Origin of the sequence: Faecalibacterium sp. An58, from assembly GCF_002161515.1 — a bacterium.
Taxonomy (GTDB): Bacteria; Bacillota; Clostridia; order Oscillospirales; family Ruminococcaceae; genus Faecalibacterium; species Faecalibacterium avium.
In genome coordinates this window covers 1-16,627 of the sequence record NZ_NFHX01000030.1, presented here as the reverse complement: position 1 = coordinate 16,627, position 16,627 = coordinate 1, and the positions used below count along the sequence as shown (strand labels likewise).

Sequence of the window (16,627 nt, the reverse complement as noted above, 5' to 3'; positions counted from 1 at the left end):
ACCGGAAAGGAAGCATCTTTATGAACAACTTTATCTTTCAGAACAGCACCAGGGTCTACTTCGGCAAAGGCTGTGTCAAGGAATACCTCGCCTGCCTGACCAGGGACGCGCAGACCGTCCTGCTGGCCTACGGCGGCGGGTCGGTCCGGCGCAACGGCGTCTACGACGAGATTGCCGGCATCCTCTGGAACGCAGGCAAGACGGTGGTGGATTTCGGCGGCATCATGTCGAACCCCACCTACGCCAAGGTCCAGGAGGGGGCAAGGCTCGCCCGGGAAAACGGCGTCGACCTCATCCTCGCGGTGGGCGGCGGCAGCGTCATGGACTGCTGCAAGGCGGTCAGCCTGGCCGCCCGCTACGACGGCGACATCTGGGATGACTTCTGGGCGCGGCCGGGCGTCATCGACTTCGAGCCGCTGCCTCTGGGGGTGGTGGTGACGGTGGCCGGCACCGGCAGCGAGTGCAACGGCGGCGCGGTCATCACCAACGAGGCCAAGAAGTGCAAGACCGGTCGGGATTACCCCGCCCTCAACCCCCGCTTCGCCCTGATGGACCCCACCTACACCTACAGCGTGCCCAAAAAGCAGATGGTGTCGGGCAGCTTCGACATCCTCAGCCACATCATGGAGACCTATTTCAGCGAGCCGAACGAGGACAACGTCTCGGACGACATCATGGAGGCCCTGATGCGCAGCGTCATCCGCAACCTGCGGGCCGCCATCGTCGACCCCGAGGACTACACCGCCCGCTCCAACCTGATGTGGGACGCCACCATGGCCGAGAACCGCGTCATCAAGATGGGCAAGAAGTGCGATTTTGAGTGCCACAACATGGAGCACCAGCTCGGCGCTTACACCAACTGCAACCACGGCTGCGGCCTGGCCGTCCTCCACCCGGTCTATTACCGGCATATCTACCAGGCGGGGCTGCCCAAGTTTGTGAAGTTTGCCGAAAACGTCTGGGGCATCGCCCGGGACGGCCGGACCGACGAGGCGCTGGCCCTGGCCGGCATCGATGCGCTGGCCGCCTTCATCCGGGAGATCGGCCTGCCCACCACCCTCAAGGAGCTGGGCGCGGACAAGGCCCAGTTAAAGGAGATCGCCGACAGCTGCGGCATTTCCCAGGGCAGTTACAGAGCCATGACACACGAAGAGATCCTCGCCATCTTCAACGAGTGTTATGAATAAAAAACAGAAACCGAAAGGAGCATCCTCATGAAAAAACGCATCACGGCCCTGCTCACCGGCCTTGCGGTGAGCCTTGCCCTCGCGGCTTGCGGCAGCAGCGCTTCGGCGGCGTCCAGCGCACCCGCCCCTTCCTCGCAGCCGGCCTCCTCCGTACCGGCATCCAGCGCCGTCTCGTCACAGGCGGCATCTGAAGAAAATGCCCCGGCTTCCTCGGCCGCATCCAGCGCCGCTTCGTCTGAAGCCGCTGCGCCCGAGACTGAGAGCGCCGGCGGGACCCTGGTGGTCTACTACTCGGCCACCGGCAACACCGAGGAGGCCGCGGGCTACATCGCCGAGCTGACCGGCGGCGATCTGTTTGAGCTGACCCCGGTGGACGACTACTCGAACGACGACCTGCGCTGGACCGACCCTGAGAGCCGCGTCTCCACCGAGCATGACGCCATCGTGGCCGGCGAGACGGTGACGGTCGAGCTGACTGCCGTCACCCCCGAAAACTGGGACAGCTACGACACCGTCTTCATCGGCTACCCCATCTGGTGGGGCGAGGCGGCCTGGCCGGTGGACGGCTTTGTGACCGGCAACGACTTCACCGGCAAGACGGTGATCCCCTTCTGCACTTCTTCCAGCTCACCCCTGGGCGAGAGCGGTACGCTGCTGGCCGAGATGGCCGGCACCGGCGACTGGCAGGAAGGCCATCGCTTCAGCTCCGGCGTCAGCGAAAGCGACGTGCAGGAGTGGCTGGACGGGCTGGGCCTGTAACAGCAAACCTTGCCAATTTCTTTTCATTTTTTACATCTCCTTTCTTTGCAGCGGGCAAGCCCCCTGTCCTCTCCTTTTGGGGGCAGGCGGGGCTTGCCCCATGTTTGTATGGAGGAAATTTGACATGAACTACAAAGTCATCCAAAAGGCAGCCGCTCTCTGTACCACGGCGGCGCTGGCGCTGTGCCAGGCCGGGTGCGCAGCCGGGGCCGAGGGGCCGGGAGCGGCCGGCTCCGCCCTGCCGCCCAATTCCCTTGCTGCACAGGCCCAAAACTACACCCTGCCGCCCGACATCACCCCCGGCACCGAGACGCAGCGGGGCTTCCTCAACGACAATGTCCTCCACAGCGAGGAGGGGGATATCCATTACAGCAGCTACATCCCCACAGACTACGACGGCAGCCAGCCCTACGCCCTTTTCATCACCCTGCCCGGTTGGGAGGGGTTGTACTTCCAGGGGGTAGGGGCCAACATGGTAGAGGACTTCGGCATCGAAGCGCCCCGCTACAACGACCGGATGATCGTCCTTTCCCCCCAGCTGAACGACTGGGGCGAGACCTCGGCCGAGCAGACCATCGCCCTGACCGAATATTTCCTCGCACACTACAACATCGACCCCGCCCGAGTCTACCTGCACGGGATGTCGGGCGGGGGCGAGACGGCCTCCCTGGTGATGGGGATGCGCCCCGAACTCTACGCCGCCTGCCTTTTGACCAGCACCCAGTGGGACGGCGACCTTGAGACCCTGGCCGCCGCCCGCACCCCGCTCTACCTCGCCATCGGCGACCGGGACAGCTACTACGGCCCGGCGTCCCTCCGGCAGGCCTATCAGGACCTGCACGATCTCTACGCCGGGCAGGGCCTGTCGGAAGAGGAAATCGGCGCGCTGCTGGTGCTGGACGTGCGGGGGCAGAACTACTTCGAGGCCCACGGCTTTTCCGACCAGCACGCCGGCGGCCAGGCCTTCGCCCACGACGCCGATGTGATGGGCTGGCTGTTCAGCCACTGACGCGAGTGATAAGCTAAAGGTTATCACTGCATAACCAATCGAGACTTCTGCTTTCCCGCAGAAATGTTACAATAGGGCCATAGAGGGTTTACAAGCCGCAAAAGGCACAAGAAAGGAGATCATCTTTATGACCAGACGTGAATTCATCAAGCTCTCCGCCGTCCTGGCGCTGACCGGCGCATCTGCCGCCTGCAGTGCCGGGCGCGCCCCCTCGGTCGGGGCGGACGCCAACATCCTGGTGGCCTATTTCTCGGCCACCGGCAACACCGAGCGGGCCGCGAGCTACATCGCCGAGCTGACCGACGGCGACCTGTTTGTGATCACCCCCGCCGACCCCTACACCGCCGACGACCTCAACTGGAACAACAACCAAAGCCGTGTCTCCGCCGAGCACAACACCATCGAAAGCGGCGGCACTGTGACGGTGGCGCTGACCCAGACCACTTCCGTGAACTGGGACAGCTACGACACCGTATTCATTGGCTACCCCATCTGGTGGTATGAGGCCGCATGGCCGGTGGACGGCTTTGTGACCGGCAACGACTTCACCGGCAAGACGGTGATCCCCTTCTGCACTTCTTCCAGCTCACCCCTGGGCGAGAGCGGTACGCTGCTGGCCGAGATGGCCGGCACCGGCGACTGGCGGCAGGGCCGGCGCTTCTCCTCCGGTGTCAGCGAGAGCGACGTGCGCAGCTGGCTGAACGGGATGGGACTGTAACGATCAGGCGGCGGGCCGTCCGGCATAGAGCGGGGCTGGCCCGCCTTTTGCAGAAAGACAGCAAAGAAGGCGCATTTCATGCAGGCACAAACAGAACAGGAACGGTATCTCTTTGAGGAGATGCCAGTCCCACAGGCCATCGCTACCCTGGCAGTCCCCACCATCATCAGCCAGGTAGTGACCATGATCTACAACCTTGCCGACACCTTTTTTGTCGGACAGATCAGCGACCCGCTGATGGTGGCAGCCGTCTCGCTGGTGTCCCCCTGGTTCAACCTGCTCACCGCCCTGGGTAACCTGTTCGGGCTGGGCGGCAGCAGCTTGATCTCCCGGATGTTGGGTGCGCAGGACCACAAAGACGTCAAATATGTGTCGGTGTTCAGCATCTGGGGCGGCGCGGCGGCGACGCTGGTCTTTTCGCTTGTCTCCTGGCTGGCGCGGCGGCCCCTATTGGCCTTCTTCGGGGCCAGTGCAGACACCTATGGTTATGCCGAATCGTATCTCCTGTGGGTGGTGACTCTGGGCGGCGTACCCACCATGGTCAGCCTGGCGCTGGGACATCTGCTGCGCAGCGAAGGGCACGCCCGGCAGGCCAGCGCCGGTATGATGTTTGGCGGTATCCTCAACGTGATACTCGATCCTGTGTTCATCTTCGTGTTTCGCTTGAACGTGGCCGGTGCGGCCATGGCCACCGCTCTGTCCAATACCGCGTCGGTGGTCTTTTTCGTGGTGGAATACGCCCGGCTGAAGGGACAGACCGCCGTCTCGCTGGATCTGCACTTTTTCACCTTCCGTTTCGTCCGCTCCATCTTTTCGGTCGGGCTGGCCTCTGCGCTGGCGACAGCTCTGGGCAACGCCTCCAACATGGTCATGGTCCATCTGGCGTCCGGCTATGGCGACATCCCGGTAGCCGCCTACGGCATCGTCAAACGGATCGACCAGTTCCCTCTGAACGTCTCGATGGGGCTTTGCCAGGGATTTATGCCCCTGGTCGGCTACACCTACGCAGCCAAAAAGTACGATCGGATGCGCCGGGCCTCCACCTTCTCCTGGGCGGCGGCGCTGGTGATGTCCGCCTGCTTTGTGGCCTGCTTCGCAGCGTTCGCGCCGCAGATCCTGCGCCTGTTCATCCCCGAAGCCGAGACCAGCACCCTCGGCGCGGCTTTTCTGCGGATCGCCTGCCTGGCCGTCCCGCTGACCAGCGTCAACTTCCTCATCAGCTACACCCTGCAGGCAATGGGCAAAGGGGTGCAGTCGGCCATCCTGACCTCCTGCCGGCAGGGCCTTCTGAACATCCCGCTGCTCATCCTGATGGACCTGACGGTGGGGCTGTACGGCATGATCTGGACCCAGCTGGTGGTGGAGATCATCATGCTGCCGGTGTCGCTGGGGATGTACTTTCGCACCTTCCGTTCCCTCAGGGCATAACTCGAAGGTTACGACTGCATAACCAACCGAGACTTCTGTTTCCCCGCAGAAATGCTACAATAAGATTAGACGAAAAAACACCATTTGTACAGGAGAAAGAACATGGATACACGCATTTTGGGCAAAGATTTGGCCGTCTCGGCCGTGGGGCTGGGGTGCATGGGCTTTTCCCACGCATACGGCGCGCCCACCGAAAGGGACGAAGCCGTCCGGCTGATCCGGCAGGCGGCGGAGATGGGCTACACCTTCTTCGATACCGCCGAGGTCTACGGCACCCCGGAGGACCCCCACGTCAATGAGCGCCTGGTGGGCGAGGCGCTGGCCCCGATACGGGACAAGGTGGTGATCGCCAGCAAATTTGGCCTGCGGTTCGACTTTGCCAGCGGCAAGGTGCCGGTGCCCCTCATCCCCGACTCCCGCCCCGAGACCATTCGACACTCGGTGGAAGGGTCGCTCAAGCGGCTCGGCACCGACCACATCGACCTGTATTTCCAGCACCGCATCGACCCGGCCGTCGAGCCGGAAGAGGTGGCCGGCGTTATGGCCGGCCTCATCCGGGAGGGTAAGATCACCCACTGGGGCATCTCGGAAGCAAACGAGGATTATCTGCGCCGGGCCAACGCCGTCTGCCCGGTGACGACGGTCGAAAACCGCTACTCGATGATGGCCCGGCAGTACGAGAGTCTCTTCCCGGTGCTGGAAGAACTGGGGGTGGGGCTGGTGGCCTTCTCCCCGATGGCCAACGGCTTCCTCACCGGCAGATACGGCAAGGGCCAGCACTTCGACCCCAGGACCGATTACCGCGCCGCCATGCCGCAGTTCACCGATGCAGCGGTGGAGCAGAATGCCGCCCTGCTGAGCCTGCTGAACGATATGGCCGCCCAAAAGAAGGCAACCCCCGCCCAGATCAGTATGGCATGGATGCTCTGCAAAAAGCCCTGGATCGTCCCCATCCCCGGCACCCGCAAGCCGGAACGGATGGCCGAAAACGCCGGCGCAGCCGGTATCCGCCTGACCGCGCAGGAGGTGCAGGCGCTGGACGACGCCCTGGATCAGATGGAGATGTCCGCCGTCTTTGGCGGGACACCGATAGCAAAAGCAAAGCAATAAAATCTTGATGAACCGCATGAAAGGAGCATGACTTATGGAATATACAACTCTGAACAACGGCGTCAAAATGCCGATGGCCGGCATCGGGACCTTCCTGCTCAGCCCCGATGAGGCGGAGGCTTCGGTCCTGTCCGCACTGCAGTGCGGCTACCGTCTAATCGACACCGCCAACGCCTATGTGAATGAAAAAGCGGTAGGCCGCGCCATCAAGAAGTCCCGCGTCCCCCGCGAGGAGATCTTTCTCGAGACCAAGCTCTGGCCCAGCTTCTACGAGCAGCCCGACGCGGTGGACAAGACCCTCCAGCGCCTCGGCACCGATTATATCGACCTGCTGCTGATCCACCAGCCTGCCGGCAACTACAAGGCCGGGTATAAGCTGATGGAAAAGGCATATCAGGAGGGCAAGGTGCGGGCCATCGGCCTGTCCAACTTTGACAAGAGTCTCATCAAGGAGATCCTGGATGAGTGCAAGGTGAAGCCCGCCATCCTGCAGACCGAGGTCCACCCTTACAGCCAGGAAAAAAAGCTGAAGGAGTTCCTGGACGAACAGGCCATCATCATCCAGGCCTGGTATCCGCTGGGCCACGGCGACCACAAGCTGATCGAGGAGCCGCTCTTTACCGAGTTGGGCCGCAAGTACGGCAAGTCCAACGCCCAGATCATCCTGCGCTGGCACATCCAGAGCGGCAACATCGTCATCCCCGGCTCCAAGAACCCCGACCATATCAAGGCTAACTTCGACCTGTTCGACTTCGAGCTGACCGACGGCGAGATGGCACAGATTGCTGCAATGGACAAGCAGAAGCGCTACTACACCTGCACCCCCTCGATGCTGAAGGCTTACGCCGAGATGGTGCCGCCGGTAGACGCGCAGAAGTAAACCGCACACAGACAAACAAACGCCGGACACGGCGGGCTACTCCCTTCTCCGCCGTGCCCTTTTTTGAAAGGAACGAAACGATATGCGCACAGATTTTGGATCCAAATCCTGGTTTTACCCCCTGCCGGTGCTCATCATCGGCACCTACAACCCCGACGGTACTGCCGACGCGATGAACGCCGCCTGGGGCGGCCTCTATGACGCCGACAAGGTGGTGCTCTGCCTGAGCGAGGGCCACCGTACCACCCAGAACATCAAGGCCCGGGGCGCGTTCACCGTCAGCTTTGCCGACGCGGCCCACGTCGTTCCCGCCGACTATGTCGGGATGGTCTCGGGCAACAGCGAACCGGACAAGATGAAAAAGGCCGGCTTCCACACCAGCAAGGCCAGCACCGTGGACGCGCCCCTGATCGACGAACTGCCGGTGGCCCTGGAGTGCAAGCTGCTCAAGATGAACGAGGACGGCAACATCATCGGACAGATCGTCAACGTCAGCGTGGACGACACCGTCCTGAACGCCGAAGGCCAGATCGACCCGGACGTGTTCCAGCCCATCTCCTTCGACCCGGCCAACAACATCTACCGCGCCCTGGGCGAGAAGGTGGGCAACGCCTTCTGGGACGGCGGCAAGCTGAAATGAGACAGGCGCACCAACATCTGGAACACCACCGACCTGTCCCCGACGGCAGCATGGGCGCCCTGTAAAAACCATCACCGAAAGGAATCAAAAGATATGCGTGGGATCGAAGATAAAGTCGTAATCATCACAGGAGCTTCTTCCGGCATCGGGGAGGCCACTGCCCGCCTGCTGGCACAGGAGGGAGCCAGGGTGGTCCTCAGCGCCCGCCGGGAAGACCGGCTGGCGGCCCTGGCCTCCCAGCTGGGGGAGCGCGCCGCCTATCTCACATCGGACGTCACCGACCCGGCCTCTATGCAGGCGCTGGCAGCCCTGGCCAAAGAGCGCTTTGGCCGGGTGGACGCCCTGTTCGCCAACGCCGGGGTCATGCCTGGCAGCAATATGTCCCAGCTGAAGGTGGATGACTGGATGCAGATGGTGGACATCAACATCAAAGGCGTCCTGTACGCCATGGCCGCGGTGCTGCCCCTCTTTCTGGAGCAGAAGCAGGGGCATATCCTGGTCACCTCCTCCATTGCCGGCACCCGGTCCGTGCCTGGCAACGCCGTCTACTGCGGGACCAAGCACTTTGTGCGGGCCATGCTGGATTCTTTCCGGTCAGAAGCCGTAGCGGAGGGCGTCAACATCCGCACCACCTCCATCTATCCCGGCGCGATCCAGACCGAGCTCCTGCACACCATCGCCCCTTCCAAAACCAAAGACATGGTGGAGGAATTTTACAAAAACGTGGGCCTGCCGCCGCAGGTCATTGCCCATGCGGTGGCATACGCTCTCTCCCAGCCGGATGATGTAGACGTGTCCGACCTGGCCGTCCGCCCCACCCGGGAGAGCTGAGCCCCTTCATATAAGGAGAAAAGAAATGTTCACCGTCTGCCATATGCTCACATCTCTGGACGGAAAGATCGACGGGGCCTTTTTTGGGGTGCCCGAAACAGCCCCCGCCCTGGCGGCTTATGCCGATCTCCGGAACCACTATCAGTGTCAGGCCACCGTCTACGGCCTGACCACCATGCTGGAGGGCTACGCCTGCGGCCCCATCCCCTCCCTGCCCCCCTGCCCGGATCCGCCCGCCTTCACCGACTGGATCAACCCCGAAGGCAAAGGGGTGAACCGCTTCATCGTCTCGATGGACCCCAAAGGGGAGCTGAACTTTTCGGGGCCGGTCATCCGGCGGGCAGGGCGGCCCGACGCCCATGTGGTGGAGGCCCTGACCCGGCAGGCCAGCCCGGCCTATCCGGCCTACCTGCGGCAGAAGGGCGTCTCCTATCTGATCGCCGGGGAGCAGCAGCTGGACTGCGCCCTGCTGGCAAACAAGCTCTGCCGCCTGCTGGGGGTCACCCGCCTAATGGTGGCCGGCGGCGGGGTGACCAACTGGGCCTTTTTGCAGGCAGGGCTGCTCCATGAGATCAGCCTGGTCGTCGCGCCGGTGGCCGACGGCAGCGCCGCGGCCGCTTCCGTGTTCGATCAGGCGCCTTTCCTGCCCGGCGGCGGGCCCGTCGCCTTCCGCCTGGCAGAGGCCAAACCCCTGGACGGCGGCGCGCTCTGGCTGCGCTACGCCGCCCTGACCTGAAACGACATCCTCTTCATCTTCATCTTCATCATTTCCATCTTCCTTCTTTGCGCGGGCCCGCGGCGTTTTGCCGCGGGCCTGTTGGCGTCTCTGCCCCCTTTCAGTGGAAACCTCCGGCTTATCACTGCATAACCAATCGAGACTTCTGCCCGGGGCCCGGCCGCGCTACAATAAAGGCAGAAAAAGGGCGCAGGCCCTATATAAACCGACATTCACCCCTCTGAGAAAAGGAGCAAGCCTATGAAACTGCAGCATCGGGCCGCCGCCCTGACAGCGGCCGCCGTCCTGGCTCTGTCCACCGTGGCAGCGCCGCTCACCGCCTTTGCGGCATCCGAGTCCGCCCCCGCCGAAAACGGCATCCTGGACCTCCTGCCCGCCCCCCTGCGGGACCTGATCGACCCCGAAAACGTGCCCCTGCGCATCGCCGAACAGGGCATTTTCTCGGCGGGCGGCACCGTCATCCGCTCGGACGGCACTTTTGACGTGAGCAGTTACTACACCTCGCGGGAAGGCTCGACCTCCCATGTGGACCACGCCAACGTCCTCTATCAGATCCCCGAAAACGACACCAAACTGCCGATGGTCTTTCTGCACGGGTACGGCCAGTCCCGGATGGGCTGGATGACCACCCCCGATGGGCGGGAAGGCTGGTCGGATATGTTCCTGCGCAAGGGCCACAGCGTCTGGCTGATCGATCAGCCTCGCCGCGGCGAGGCAGGCCAGACCTCGGTGGCCGGCACCATCTCGACCGAGCCGTCCGACCAGACCTGGTACACCCAGTTCCGCATCGGCACCTATCGGGACGATCAGTTCACCTACAACGAAGGGTCGCAGTTCCCCCGCGGGGAGGAAACGCTGGACCAGTTCTTCCGCCAGATGACCCCTGACACCGGCATGGACTCGACTCACGGCGACCAGAACATCGACAACACGGTGGTGGCCCAGGCCGTGGCCGCCGCCATTGACGAGGTCTACGCCCGCACCGGCATGGACTCCATCCTCGTCACCCACTCCCAGGGCGGCCTCCCCGGCTGGGAGGTGCCCCGCTACACCGACCATGTGGCCGCCATCGTCGCCATCGAGCCGGGCGGCGCGCCCCAGGTGGGCAGCGAGGCCTACAACGCGATGGCCGCGCAGAACATCCCGGTGGCCTTCTACTACGGCGACTACATCGGCGCCGAATACGCCGACGTGCCCGCTGCGGCCATGTGGTCGATGATGGCTTCCACCGCCGACACCTTCACCGAGGCCTACACCGCCGTCGGCTGCACCAGCACGGTGGTCCATCTGCCCGACGAAGGGATCACCGGCAACGACCACTTCATGTTCCAGGACCTGAACAACGACGTCATCGCCGATCACATCGAAAACTGGATCCGGGCGAACGTACAGTGAGCGCAAAGGAGGGATGCAGCATGGACCGGCCCTTTGTCGTCTGCCATATCCTGATCTCCCTCGATGGGAAGATCGACGGGGCCTTCTTCGGCGCGCCCGAGACCGCCCCCGCTCTGGGGGCCTATGGGGAGCTGCGCAGTTTCCACAACTGCCAGGCCACGGTCTACGGAGCCACCACCATGCGGGAACTCTACGCCGACGGCCCGGCCCCCAAGCTGCCGCCCTGCCGGGAGCCGCAGCTGCCCGATTGGGTGGATGAGGCGGGCAGGGCAACCGGACGCTTCATCGTCTCCCTCGACCCCGAAGGGACGCTGGGCTTCCGTGCCGGGAGCGTGGCCCGCCGGGGCCGCCCCGACGCACATATCATCGAGGTTCTGACCGAGCGCGCCGACCCGGCCTGCCGGGCCTATCTGCGCGGGCAGGGGGTGTCCTACCTGACCGCGGGGGCAGACCGGATCGACTGCGCCCTGCTGCTGCAAAAGCTGCGCCGGCTCTTTGGCATCGGCCGGATGATGGTGGCCGGAGGCGGCGTGACTAACGGCGCCTTTCTGGCGGCGGGCCTTCTGGACGAGCTGAGCCTGGTGGTGGCCCCAGTGGCCGATGCCTGCGCGGCAGACGTGGCCCTCTTTGAGCAGACGTCCGCCCCCGCCGCCTTCCGCCTGCTCGAGGCAAAGCCTCTGGACGGCGGCGCGCTCTGGCTGCGGTATGAGAGACCGGTTGATTTGTAAAGGAGGAACCGCAAAATGGAGCAAGCCTATCTCAAAATGCTGGAAACCACCGACCCGGAATTCGCGGTTTTTTTCTCCCGCTTTGCCGGGGAGGAAGTGACCGGCGAACCGGGCAAGGAATTGGATGAGCGCACCCGGTATATGGCCATCCTAGCTGTACTGCTGGGATGCCAGGGCAGGGAACTGTTCCGGAAACTGCTCCCGCAGGCGTTGGATGCCGGCGTCACCCCGGTAGAAGTCAAGGAGATCGTTTATCAGGCCACGGCTTATCTCGGCATCGGACGCAGTTATCCCTTTTTGAACATCGTCAATGAAGTGCTGATGGCCCGCGGCGTCCGCCTGCCGCTGCCCGGTCAGTCCACCACCACGCCGGAGGACCGGGTCCAGAAGGGGGAGGACAAACAGGTGGAGCTGTTTGGCGAAAGTTACCGCGGTGCGGCGTCCCGCGGCCCTGAGGAGAGCCGCCACATCAACCGCTGGCTGGCGGGCAACTGCTTTGGCGACTACTATACACGCATCGGCCTTGACAATCGGCAGCGTGAGATGATCACCTTCTGTTTTATCGCCGCCCAGGGCGGCTGCGAGCCGCAGCTTGCAGGCCACACGGCGGGCAACCTGCATGTGGGCAACAACAAACAATTTCTAATCAATGTCATCTCCCAATGTATGCCCTACATCGGCTACCCGCGCACGCTGAACGCCCTGCGGGTCGTGAATGAAGTTTGTAAGGAGGAAGAACATGACAAAAAGTGAATTTCAACTGGAGGATGTTTTTTCCATTGGGGCAGAAAACACCGGCTTTGCACAGTATTTCACCGGCAGGAGCTACCTGTCGCCGCTGGTGGCGCAGCCTATTCCCATTGCCAATGTGACCTTTGAGCCGGGCTGCCGGAACAACTGGCATATCCATCATGGCGGCGGCCAGATCCTGCTGTGCACGGCAGGGCGCGGCTATTATCAGGAGTGGGGCAAGCCTGCCCGGGAGCTGCATCCCGGTGATGTGGTGAACATCCCGCCGGAGGTCAAGCACTGGCACGGGGCCGCCCCGGGCAGCTGGTTCTCTCATCTTGCCATTTCGGTCCCTGCAGCGCAGGGCGGCTGCGAGTGGCTGGAGCCGGTCGCTGACGATTACAACAAACTGAAATGAGCGGGAGGTTGCGCTTTATGGAATATGTATCCTTGAACAACGGCGTCAAGATGCCCAAAGTTGGCTATGGCGTCTTTCAGGTGGCGGGCGAGGAGTGCGAACGCTGCGTTCTTGATGCGCTGGATGTGGGGTATCGGGCCATTGATACCGCACAATCCTACGGCAACGAGGCGGCGGTGGGCAGCGCCCTGCATAAGAGCGGCCTTGCGCGGGATGAAGTGTTCCTGACCACCAAGATCTGGATGTCCAACGCCAGCTACGAGAAGGCCAGGGCCAGCATCGACAAGTCCCTGCGCAATCTGCAGACGGATTATATCGACCTCATGCTGATCCATCAGCCCTTCGGTGATTATTACGGCGCATATCGCGCCATGGAGGAAGCCTATCGGGCCGGCAAGTTGCGGGCCATCGGGGTATCCAACTTCTACCCCGACCGGCTGATCGACCTGTGCCAGTTCGCGGAGATGACGCCGGCAGTCAACCAGGTCGAGACTCATGTGTACCAGCAGCAGAAAACGGCACACGAGTACATGAAGAAATACGGCGTCCAACATGAGGCATGGGGACCTTTCGCTGAAGGAAAAAAGAACTGCTTCACCAATCCCGTTCTGGTAGGCATCGGGGAGAAATACGCCAAGAGCGCCGCACAGGTCGCGCTGCGCTTTCTGATCCAGAGCGACGTGGTAGTCATTCCCAAATCCACCCACAAGGACCGGATGGCGCAGAATCTGGACATCTTCAATTTCACACTCACCGAGGAGGACATAGATGCGATTCGTGCGCTGGACGAGGGGCAGAGCCTTTTCTTCAACCACTACGACCCTGCCACGGTGGAGATGCTGACCAATATGGGCAAGACGCGGATTGTCTGATTTCATAGAGGGTTTATATAGAGGAGGAAATGGCAGGGGCGGCTGTGCTCCTGCCATTTCTGCAGCGTGGTTAAGATAGCTTCCGGTTCATTGTTATCTGCTGCTACAAACCTGCCAATAAGTGTCAAGTCCTAATTTTCTGCAATGCAGCAAATTTCAGGTTTCTCCTGGCATTTGCCCAATAGAGTCATAATCAAGGTAACGCAAATAGGCCGGCCATTCTCGTGGTCAGCCTGTTTGTGCTTTTATCGTACCGTCCGCCAGCCTTGACAGGCGGCTGTCCGCGCGGTGGTCATCTTGCAGCGACAGAACTCAGAAATATAGCTTTACCTGCTCTGACCGTCGCACACGCAGTGTACCGTCCGGCCAGCCGCCCATCAAGGCCAGGTCGCTTACAGCGATGGCTATGTCCATATAAACTATTTCGGACAAAAGCTCAGGAATCTTGAAATATAGCTATCCAGCTATTGCGGACAAAGAATTTATATATTTTGAGGTTTTGAAATAAGCAGTCACTGTTGCATAATAAATACGCAAGAACTTGGCGGCTCCAGCGACTATATAGACATAGAAATGCTTTCCTTCAGATCGTTTTTTATCCATGAAACAAAATACAGGATTATCTTCATGAGACAGCTGTAAGATCACGCTCGAAATAATGAAGAGTGTTCGCCGCGGATGTGGAGAGCCGCGTTTGGAAACGTGACGCGACTTTGACTCGAATGTACCAGACTGGAAAGGTGGCGCATCTACACCCGCAAATGCCACCAGAGCCTTTTTATTTTTAAAACGACGAACATCGCCGATTTCTGCCATAATAAGCGAAGCAGAATGTGGTCCAACGCCTGGAATCGTTTGCAGCAATTCTACGTTTTTGCGAATAGTTTTTACTTGCGCCAACAAATTCCCAATCGACTGTTCCAAGTATGCCACACTGTCTGACAATGTGTTCAGGGTTGGAATAACAGATAACAGACAAGATCATACTCTCATCCGCACAAGAGTGAATATCTAGGACTTTTGCTGCTTCTGCAGCCTTTATAAGCGCTTCCGCTTTCTTTTTGGCAAATTTGTATCCTGCTCTGCTGGCAGTGGCGATTACTTCCACAAGCTCATACTCATCTGCAGCCAGCAGGATGGCTGGAGTTGGAAAGTGTTCCAAAACGGCTCACGACGTAATGCCGCCCACATCTGAGAAGACCTTACCATATCCGGGAAAGATCTGGTCTAAGAAGGCTGTGAGACGGTTTTTATACCGGGTCACGTCATTCAGAAGTTCTACTCGTTCCCGGCAAAGCAAACGCAATGCGCGAACCGCAGATTGCGGGATCTGCGATGGACGCAAGGTTTTGGTACGGTACAGCATAGCCAGCTTAAATGCATCTACCTTGTCCGTCTTTCTCTTTCATATCGAAAAATCCTTCATGGAACTGCTCTGGAGAGGGTTAACCACAAGTACGTCATATCCACAATCTGAGAAAAACTGAAACAGACTCAAGTGGTAATGTGACGTAGCCTCCATAACAACAGCCGGACGGCTGCCAAAGGCATCCGCAGCCTTCTTGAGCAAGGCTTCGGCATGCTTCATAGATGTACTATCGTGATAAATCTTTGTTTGTGCGAAAATCTGATTATCTGGTGACAGAATGCACATATCGCTAAAAGATTTGCTGACATCGATTCCTGCTACAGGTCCAAAATTCATATATCTCGCTCCTTCCTGGGACAGTTTCGCTTCTTCGCAAAAGCAACAGGCGCGTTTTTGATACGGGTAGCGGCTGTGCCGGCCCAACCAACCAAAACATTGATTCTTTCACGAAGCGAACGGACGGTCTACACTGTTGGTAACTTCCAAATCGGAAACCTAGCAAGCAATTTTGCCACTTTCAGCCCCGCATGATAGTTCTATGTTACAATGTTTTTAGAACCGGCACAACCGTACACCGTCCTTGATGAAATGTTTTTTATTTCATCGGTAACAGTATACCAGCAAGCAATTCCTCTGGCTATCCATTTAGCCAGAGGATGCTTGTTGGTGCACGCCCCAAACCCCATTTGAACGCAGAAGTCCCTTCTGCGGCTGCGCGTTCTGCGAACGCTTTATAAAATCATGACCACAGTCCACTCACCGCGGGCTGTGGTCTTTTTCACGCCCGGCTTCGGGCGCTTCCATGTTCAGTACCCGGTCCACGTTGGCCTTGACGGTCAAAAGCTCCCGCATTTCATCCCGGGCGCGGCGGTATTCTGGGTACAATTTTTTCTTCTGGCTCAGTATCTCCGCATATGCAGCGTTCAGGTCCTTCACCTTGGGCAGCTTCTTCAGGCCCAGCTTGTCAAAGGCATCTTTAGCCGCTTTGTGCAGGGCGATCTCCTCCCGGTGAGCTTCCAGAAACTTTTTGCTGTATCCCGCCTTGCGGTAAGCCACATAGGTGTCGCGGGTCTTGGCGTACTGGATGATATGCGTCCGCAGGGTGCCGATCTCCTCCATCCGCTTTTCCGCTGTTTTGATCTGCGTTTGCAGGTTATTGTATTTTTCAGCTGCTGCCGCAGTCTTTGCCGCAAGCGCGGCGTAGTCCAGCAAGTCATGCTCTGAAAGATAGGTCATGGTCTGGGCCATCTGTTTGAGGTTGAACACCTTAGCCCAGCGTTCATAGCCTTTGCCCTTGCCCGCCTGGAGTTTGGCCTGAATGTCCACCAGCAGGTTGACCTTGGGCGCTTCGGGAGCAGCGACAGCCGATGCTTTGCGCGGTATGTGCTCTCTGGTCCCGGCCAGAACGGCGATCAAATCCTCCTGTGTGTAGCCCTCACCCAGGCTGCACAGCCGGACCGGCTTTTTCCAGCCAGGCGCGCAAAGCGTGATGTGCTTGCCCCGGCGTTCCACGATGCAGCCGGACTTTTCCAGTTCTGTCAGCAGGGTGTCCAGGTCAGCTGGCTTTTGCTCCAGCGCCCGGTCGATGGCAAGGTGCAGCGTTTCCCGGTGAGAGGGCTTGGCGGCATCGCCCAGCCACTTGTTGTAGCTCTTGCCGTGGGGCTTGGGGTTCTCCACGATGGAATAGCCGTTCTCGACACAGATGGTATCGCTCAGCCGCCGCACTGCCCGGGTGCTGCCCAGAAAATTGCGGAACTTGCGGTCGCAGTCCAGATTGACCGCATTCCAAATAATATGGTTATGGACGTGCGCCTTGTC

Annotated in this window: 17 protein-coding genes and 1 pseudogene; 15 read left to right on the top strand and 3 right to left on the bottom strand. The window is 60.4% G+C overall.

Going from position 1 to position 16,627, the window contains the following annotated elements; translation table 11 throughout:
• Positions 1 to 20: 20 nt before the first annotated feature.
• The 15 genes from B5G12_RS12380 to B5G12_RS12310 all read left to right on the top strand — a co-directional run bounded on the left by B5G12_RS12380 (position 21) and on the right by B5G12_RS12310 (position 13,440).
• Complete coding sequence (locus B5G12_RS12380; RefSeq protein ID WP_087325152.1) at positions 21 to 1,187, top strand: iron-containing alcohol dehydrogenase; 1,167 nt, start codon at positions 21 to 23, stop codon at positions 1,185 to 1,187.
• Positions 1,188 to 1,214: 27 nt separating this feature from the next.
• Positions 1,215 to 1,946 (top strand): flavodoxin, encoded by a 732-nt coding sequence (locus tag B5G12_RS12375; RefSeq protein WP_087325150.1) that lies wholly within the window; start codon positions 1,215 to 1,217, stop codon positions 1,944 to 1,946.
• A gap of 124 nt (positions 1,947 to 2,070) precedes the next feature.
• Positions 2,071 to 2,955 carry a prolyl oligopeptidase family serine peptidase gene (locus tag B5G12_RS12370; RefSeq protein ID WP_087325148.1) on the top strand — a complete coding sequence of 295 codons (885 nt, stop codon included), beginning with the start codon at positions 2,071 to 2,073 and terminating at the stop codon, positions 2,953 to 2,955.
• 127 nt (positions 2,956 to 3,082) lie between these two features.
• Entirely contained in the window at positions 3,083 to 3,673 is a 591-nt protein-coding gene (locus B5G12_RS12365; protein WP_087325146.1) for a flavodoxin, read from the top strand.
• 78 nt (positions 3,674 to 3,751) lie between these two features.
• A complete protein-coding gene (locus B5G12_RS12360) occupies positions 3,752 to 5,101 on the top strand; it encodes an MATE family efflux transporter (protein WP_087325144.1) in 1,350 nt (449 codons plus the stop codon).
• Between the two features lie 102 nt (positions 5,102 to 5,203).
• Positions 5,204 to 6,211: an aldo/keto reductase gene (locus B5G12_RS12355; protein WP_087325142.1), complete on the top strand. Its 1,008-nt coding sequence runs from the start codon at positions 5,204 to 5,206 to the stop codon at positions 6,209 to 6,211.
• A gap of 34 nt (positions 6,212 to 6,245) precedes the next feature.
• Complete coding sequence (locus B5G12_RS12350) at positions 6,246 to 7,091, top strand: aldo/keto reductase (protein ID WP_087325140.1); 846 nt, start codon at positions 6,246 to 6,248, stop codon at positions 7,089 to 7,091.
• An 82-nt stretch (positions 7,092 to 7,173) separates the two neighbouring features.
• Positions 7,174 to 7,731: a flavin reductase family protein gene (locus B5G12_RS12345; RefSeq protein WP_087325138.1), complete on the top strand. Its 558-nt coding sequence runs from the start codon at positions 7,174 to 7,176 to the stop codon at positions 7,729 to 7,731.
• Between the two features lie 93 nt (positions 7,732 to 7,824).
• Positions 7,825 to 8,562, top strand: a complete 738-nt coding sequence (locus B5G12_RS12340) for an SDR family oxidoreductase (RefSeq protein WP_087325136.1) — start codon at positions 7,825 to 7,827, stop codon at positions 8,560 to 8,562.
• Between the two features lie 25 nt (positions 8,563 to 8,587).
• Complete coding sequence (locus B5G12_RS12335) at positions 8,588 to 9,298, top strand: RibD family protein (protein ID WP_087325134.1); 711 nt, start codon at positions 8,588 to 8,590, stop codon at positions 9,296 to 9,298.
• Positions 9,299 to 9,538: 240 nt separating this feature from the next.
• Positions 9,539 to 10,693, top strand: a complete 1,155-nt coding sequence (locus tag B5G12_RS12330; protein WP_087325132.1) for an alpha/beta hydrolase — start codon at positions 9,539 to 9,541, stop codon at positions 10,691 to 10,693.
• 20 nt (positions 10,694 to 10,713) lie between these two features.
• Positions 10,714 to 11,421, top strand: a complete 708-nt coding sequence (locus B5G12_RS12325; RefSeq protein WP_087325130.1) for a RibD family protein — start codon at positions 10,714 to 10,716, stop codon at positions 11,419 to 11,421.
• Positions 11,422 to 11,436: 15 nt separating this feature from the next.
• Positions 11,437 to 12,174 carry a carboxymuconolactone decarboxylase family protein gene (locus B5G12_RS12320; RefSeq protein WP_087325128.1) on the top strand — a complete coding sequence of 246 codons (738 nt, stop codon included), beginning with the start codon at positions 11,437 to 11,439 and terminating at the stop codon, positions 12,172 to 12,174.
• On the top strand, positions 12,161 to 12,568 hold the full coding sequence (locus tag B5G12_RS14995; RefSeq protein WP_087325126.1) for a cupin domain-containing protein: 408 nt from the start codon (positions 12,161 to 12,163) through the stop codon (positions 12,566 to 12,568). Before B5G12_RS12320 ends, B5G12_RS14995 begins: the two co-directional genes overlap by 14 nt.
• 17 nt (positions 12,569 to 12,585) lie before the next feature.
• Positions 12,586 to 13,440 (top strand): aldo/keto reductase, encoded by an 855-nt coding sequence (locus tag B5G12_RS12310; protein ID WP_087325125.1) that lies wholly within the window; start codon positions 12,586 to 12,588, stop codon positions 13,438 to 13,440.
• 456 nt (positions 13,441 to 13,896) lie between these two features.
• Here the strand turns inward: B5G12_RS12310 and B5G12_RS12305 are convergent, their stop codons facing one another.
• The 3 genes and pseudogenes from B5G12_RS12305 to B5G12_RS12290 all read right to left on the bottom strand — a co-directional run.
• On the bottom strand, positions 13,897 to 14,364 hold the full coding sequence (locus tag B5G12_RS12305; protein WP_158099721.1) for a transposase: 468 nt from the start codon (positions 14,362 to 14,364) through the stop codon (positions 13,897 to 13,899).
• A 244-nt stretch (positions 14,365 to 14,608) separates the two neighbouring features.
• Positions 14,609 to 15,145 (bottom strand): annotated as a pseudogene (locus B5G12_RS14990) (IS110 family transposase).
• 420 nt (positions 15,146 to 15,565) lie between these two features.
• The coding region (locus B5G12_RS12290; protein ID WP_144064148.1) for a relaxase/mobilization nuclease domain-containing protein at positions 15,566 to 16,627 on the bottom strand (1,062 nt) is incomplete at its 5' end.

Excerpts from the sequence above, each read along its gene's own strand:
- B5G12_RS12380 (WP_087325152.1), top strand. The coding sequence starts at position 21 with ATGAACAACTTTATCTTTCAGAACAGCACCAGGGTCTACTTCGGCAAA.
- B5G12_RS12375 (WP_087325150.1), top strand. The coding sequence starts at position 1,215 with ATGAAAAAACGCATCACGGCCCTGCTCACCGGCCTTGCGGTGAGCCTT.
- B5G12_RS12370 (WP_087325148.1), top strand. The coding sequence starts at position 2,071 with ATGAACTACAAAGTCATCCAAAAGGCAGCCGCTCTCTGTACCACGGCG.
- B5G12_RS12365 (WP_087325146.1), top strand. The coding sequence starts at position 3,083 with ATGACCAGACGTGAATTCATCAAGCTCTCCGCCGTCCTGGCGCTGACC.
- B5G12_RS12360 (WP_087325144.1), top strand. The coding sequence starts at position 3,752 with ATGCAGGCACAAACAGAACAGGAACGGTATCTCTTTGAGGAGATGCCA.
- B5G12_RS12355 (WP_087325142.1), top strand. The coding sequence starts at position 5,204 with ATGGATACACGCATTTTGGGCAAAGATTTGGCCGTCTCGGCCGTGGGG.
- B5G12_RS12350 (WP_087325140.1), top strand. The coding sequence starts at position 6,246 with ATGGAATATACAACTCTGAACAACGGCGTCAAAATGCCGATGGCCGGC.
- B5G12_RS12345 (WP_087325138.1), top strand. The coding sequence starts at position 7,174 with ATGCGCACAGATTTTGGATCCAAATCCTGGTTTTACCCCCTGCCGGTG.
- B5G12_RS12340 (WP_087325136.1), top strand. The coding sequence starts at position 7,825 with ATGCGTGGGATCGAAGATAAAGTCGTAATCATCACAGGAGCTTCTTCC.
- B5G12_RS12335 (WP_087325134.1), top strand. The coding sequence starts at position 8,588 with ATGTTCACCGTCTGCCATATGCTCACATCTCTGGACGGAAAGATCGAC.
- B5G12_RS12330 (WP_087325132.1), top strand. The coding sequence starts at position 9,539 with ATGAAACTGCAGCATCGGGCCGCCGCCCTGACAGCGGCCGCCGTCCTG.
- B5G12_RS12325 (WP_087325130.1), top strand. The coding sequence starts at position 10,714 with ATGGACCGGCCCTTTGTCGTCTGCCATATCCTGATCTCCCTCGATGGG.
- B5G12_RS12320 (WP_087325128.1), top strand. The coding sequence starts at position 11,437 with ATGGAGCAAGCCTATCTCAAAATGCTGGAAACCACCGACCCGGAATTC.
- B5G12_RS14995 (WP_087325126.1), top strand. The coding sequence starts at position 12,161 with ATGACAAAAAGTGAATTTCAACTGGAGGATGTTTTTTCCATTGGGGCA.
- B5G12_RS12310 (WP_087325125.1), top strand. The coding sequence starts at position 12,586 with ATGGAATATGTATCCTTGAACAACGGCGTCAAGATGCCCAAAGTTGGC.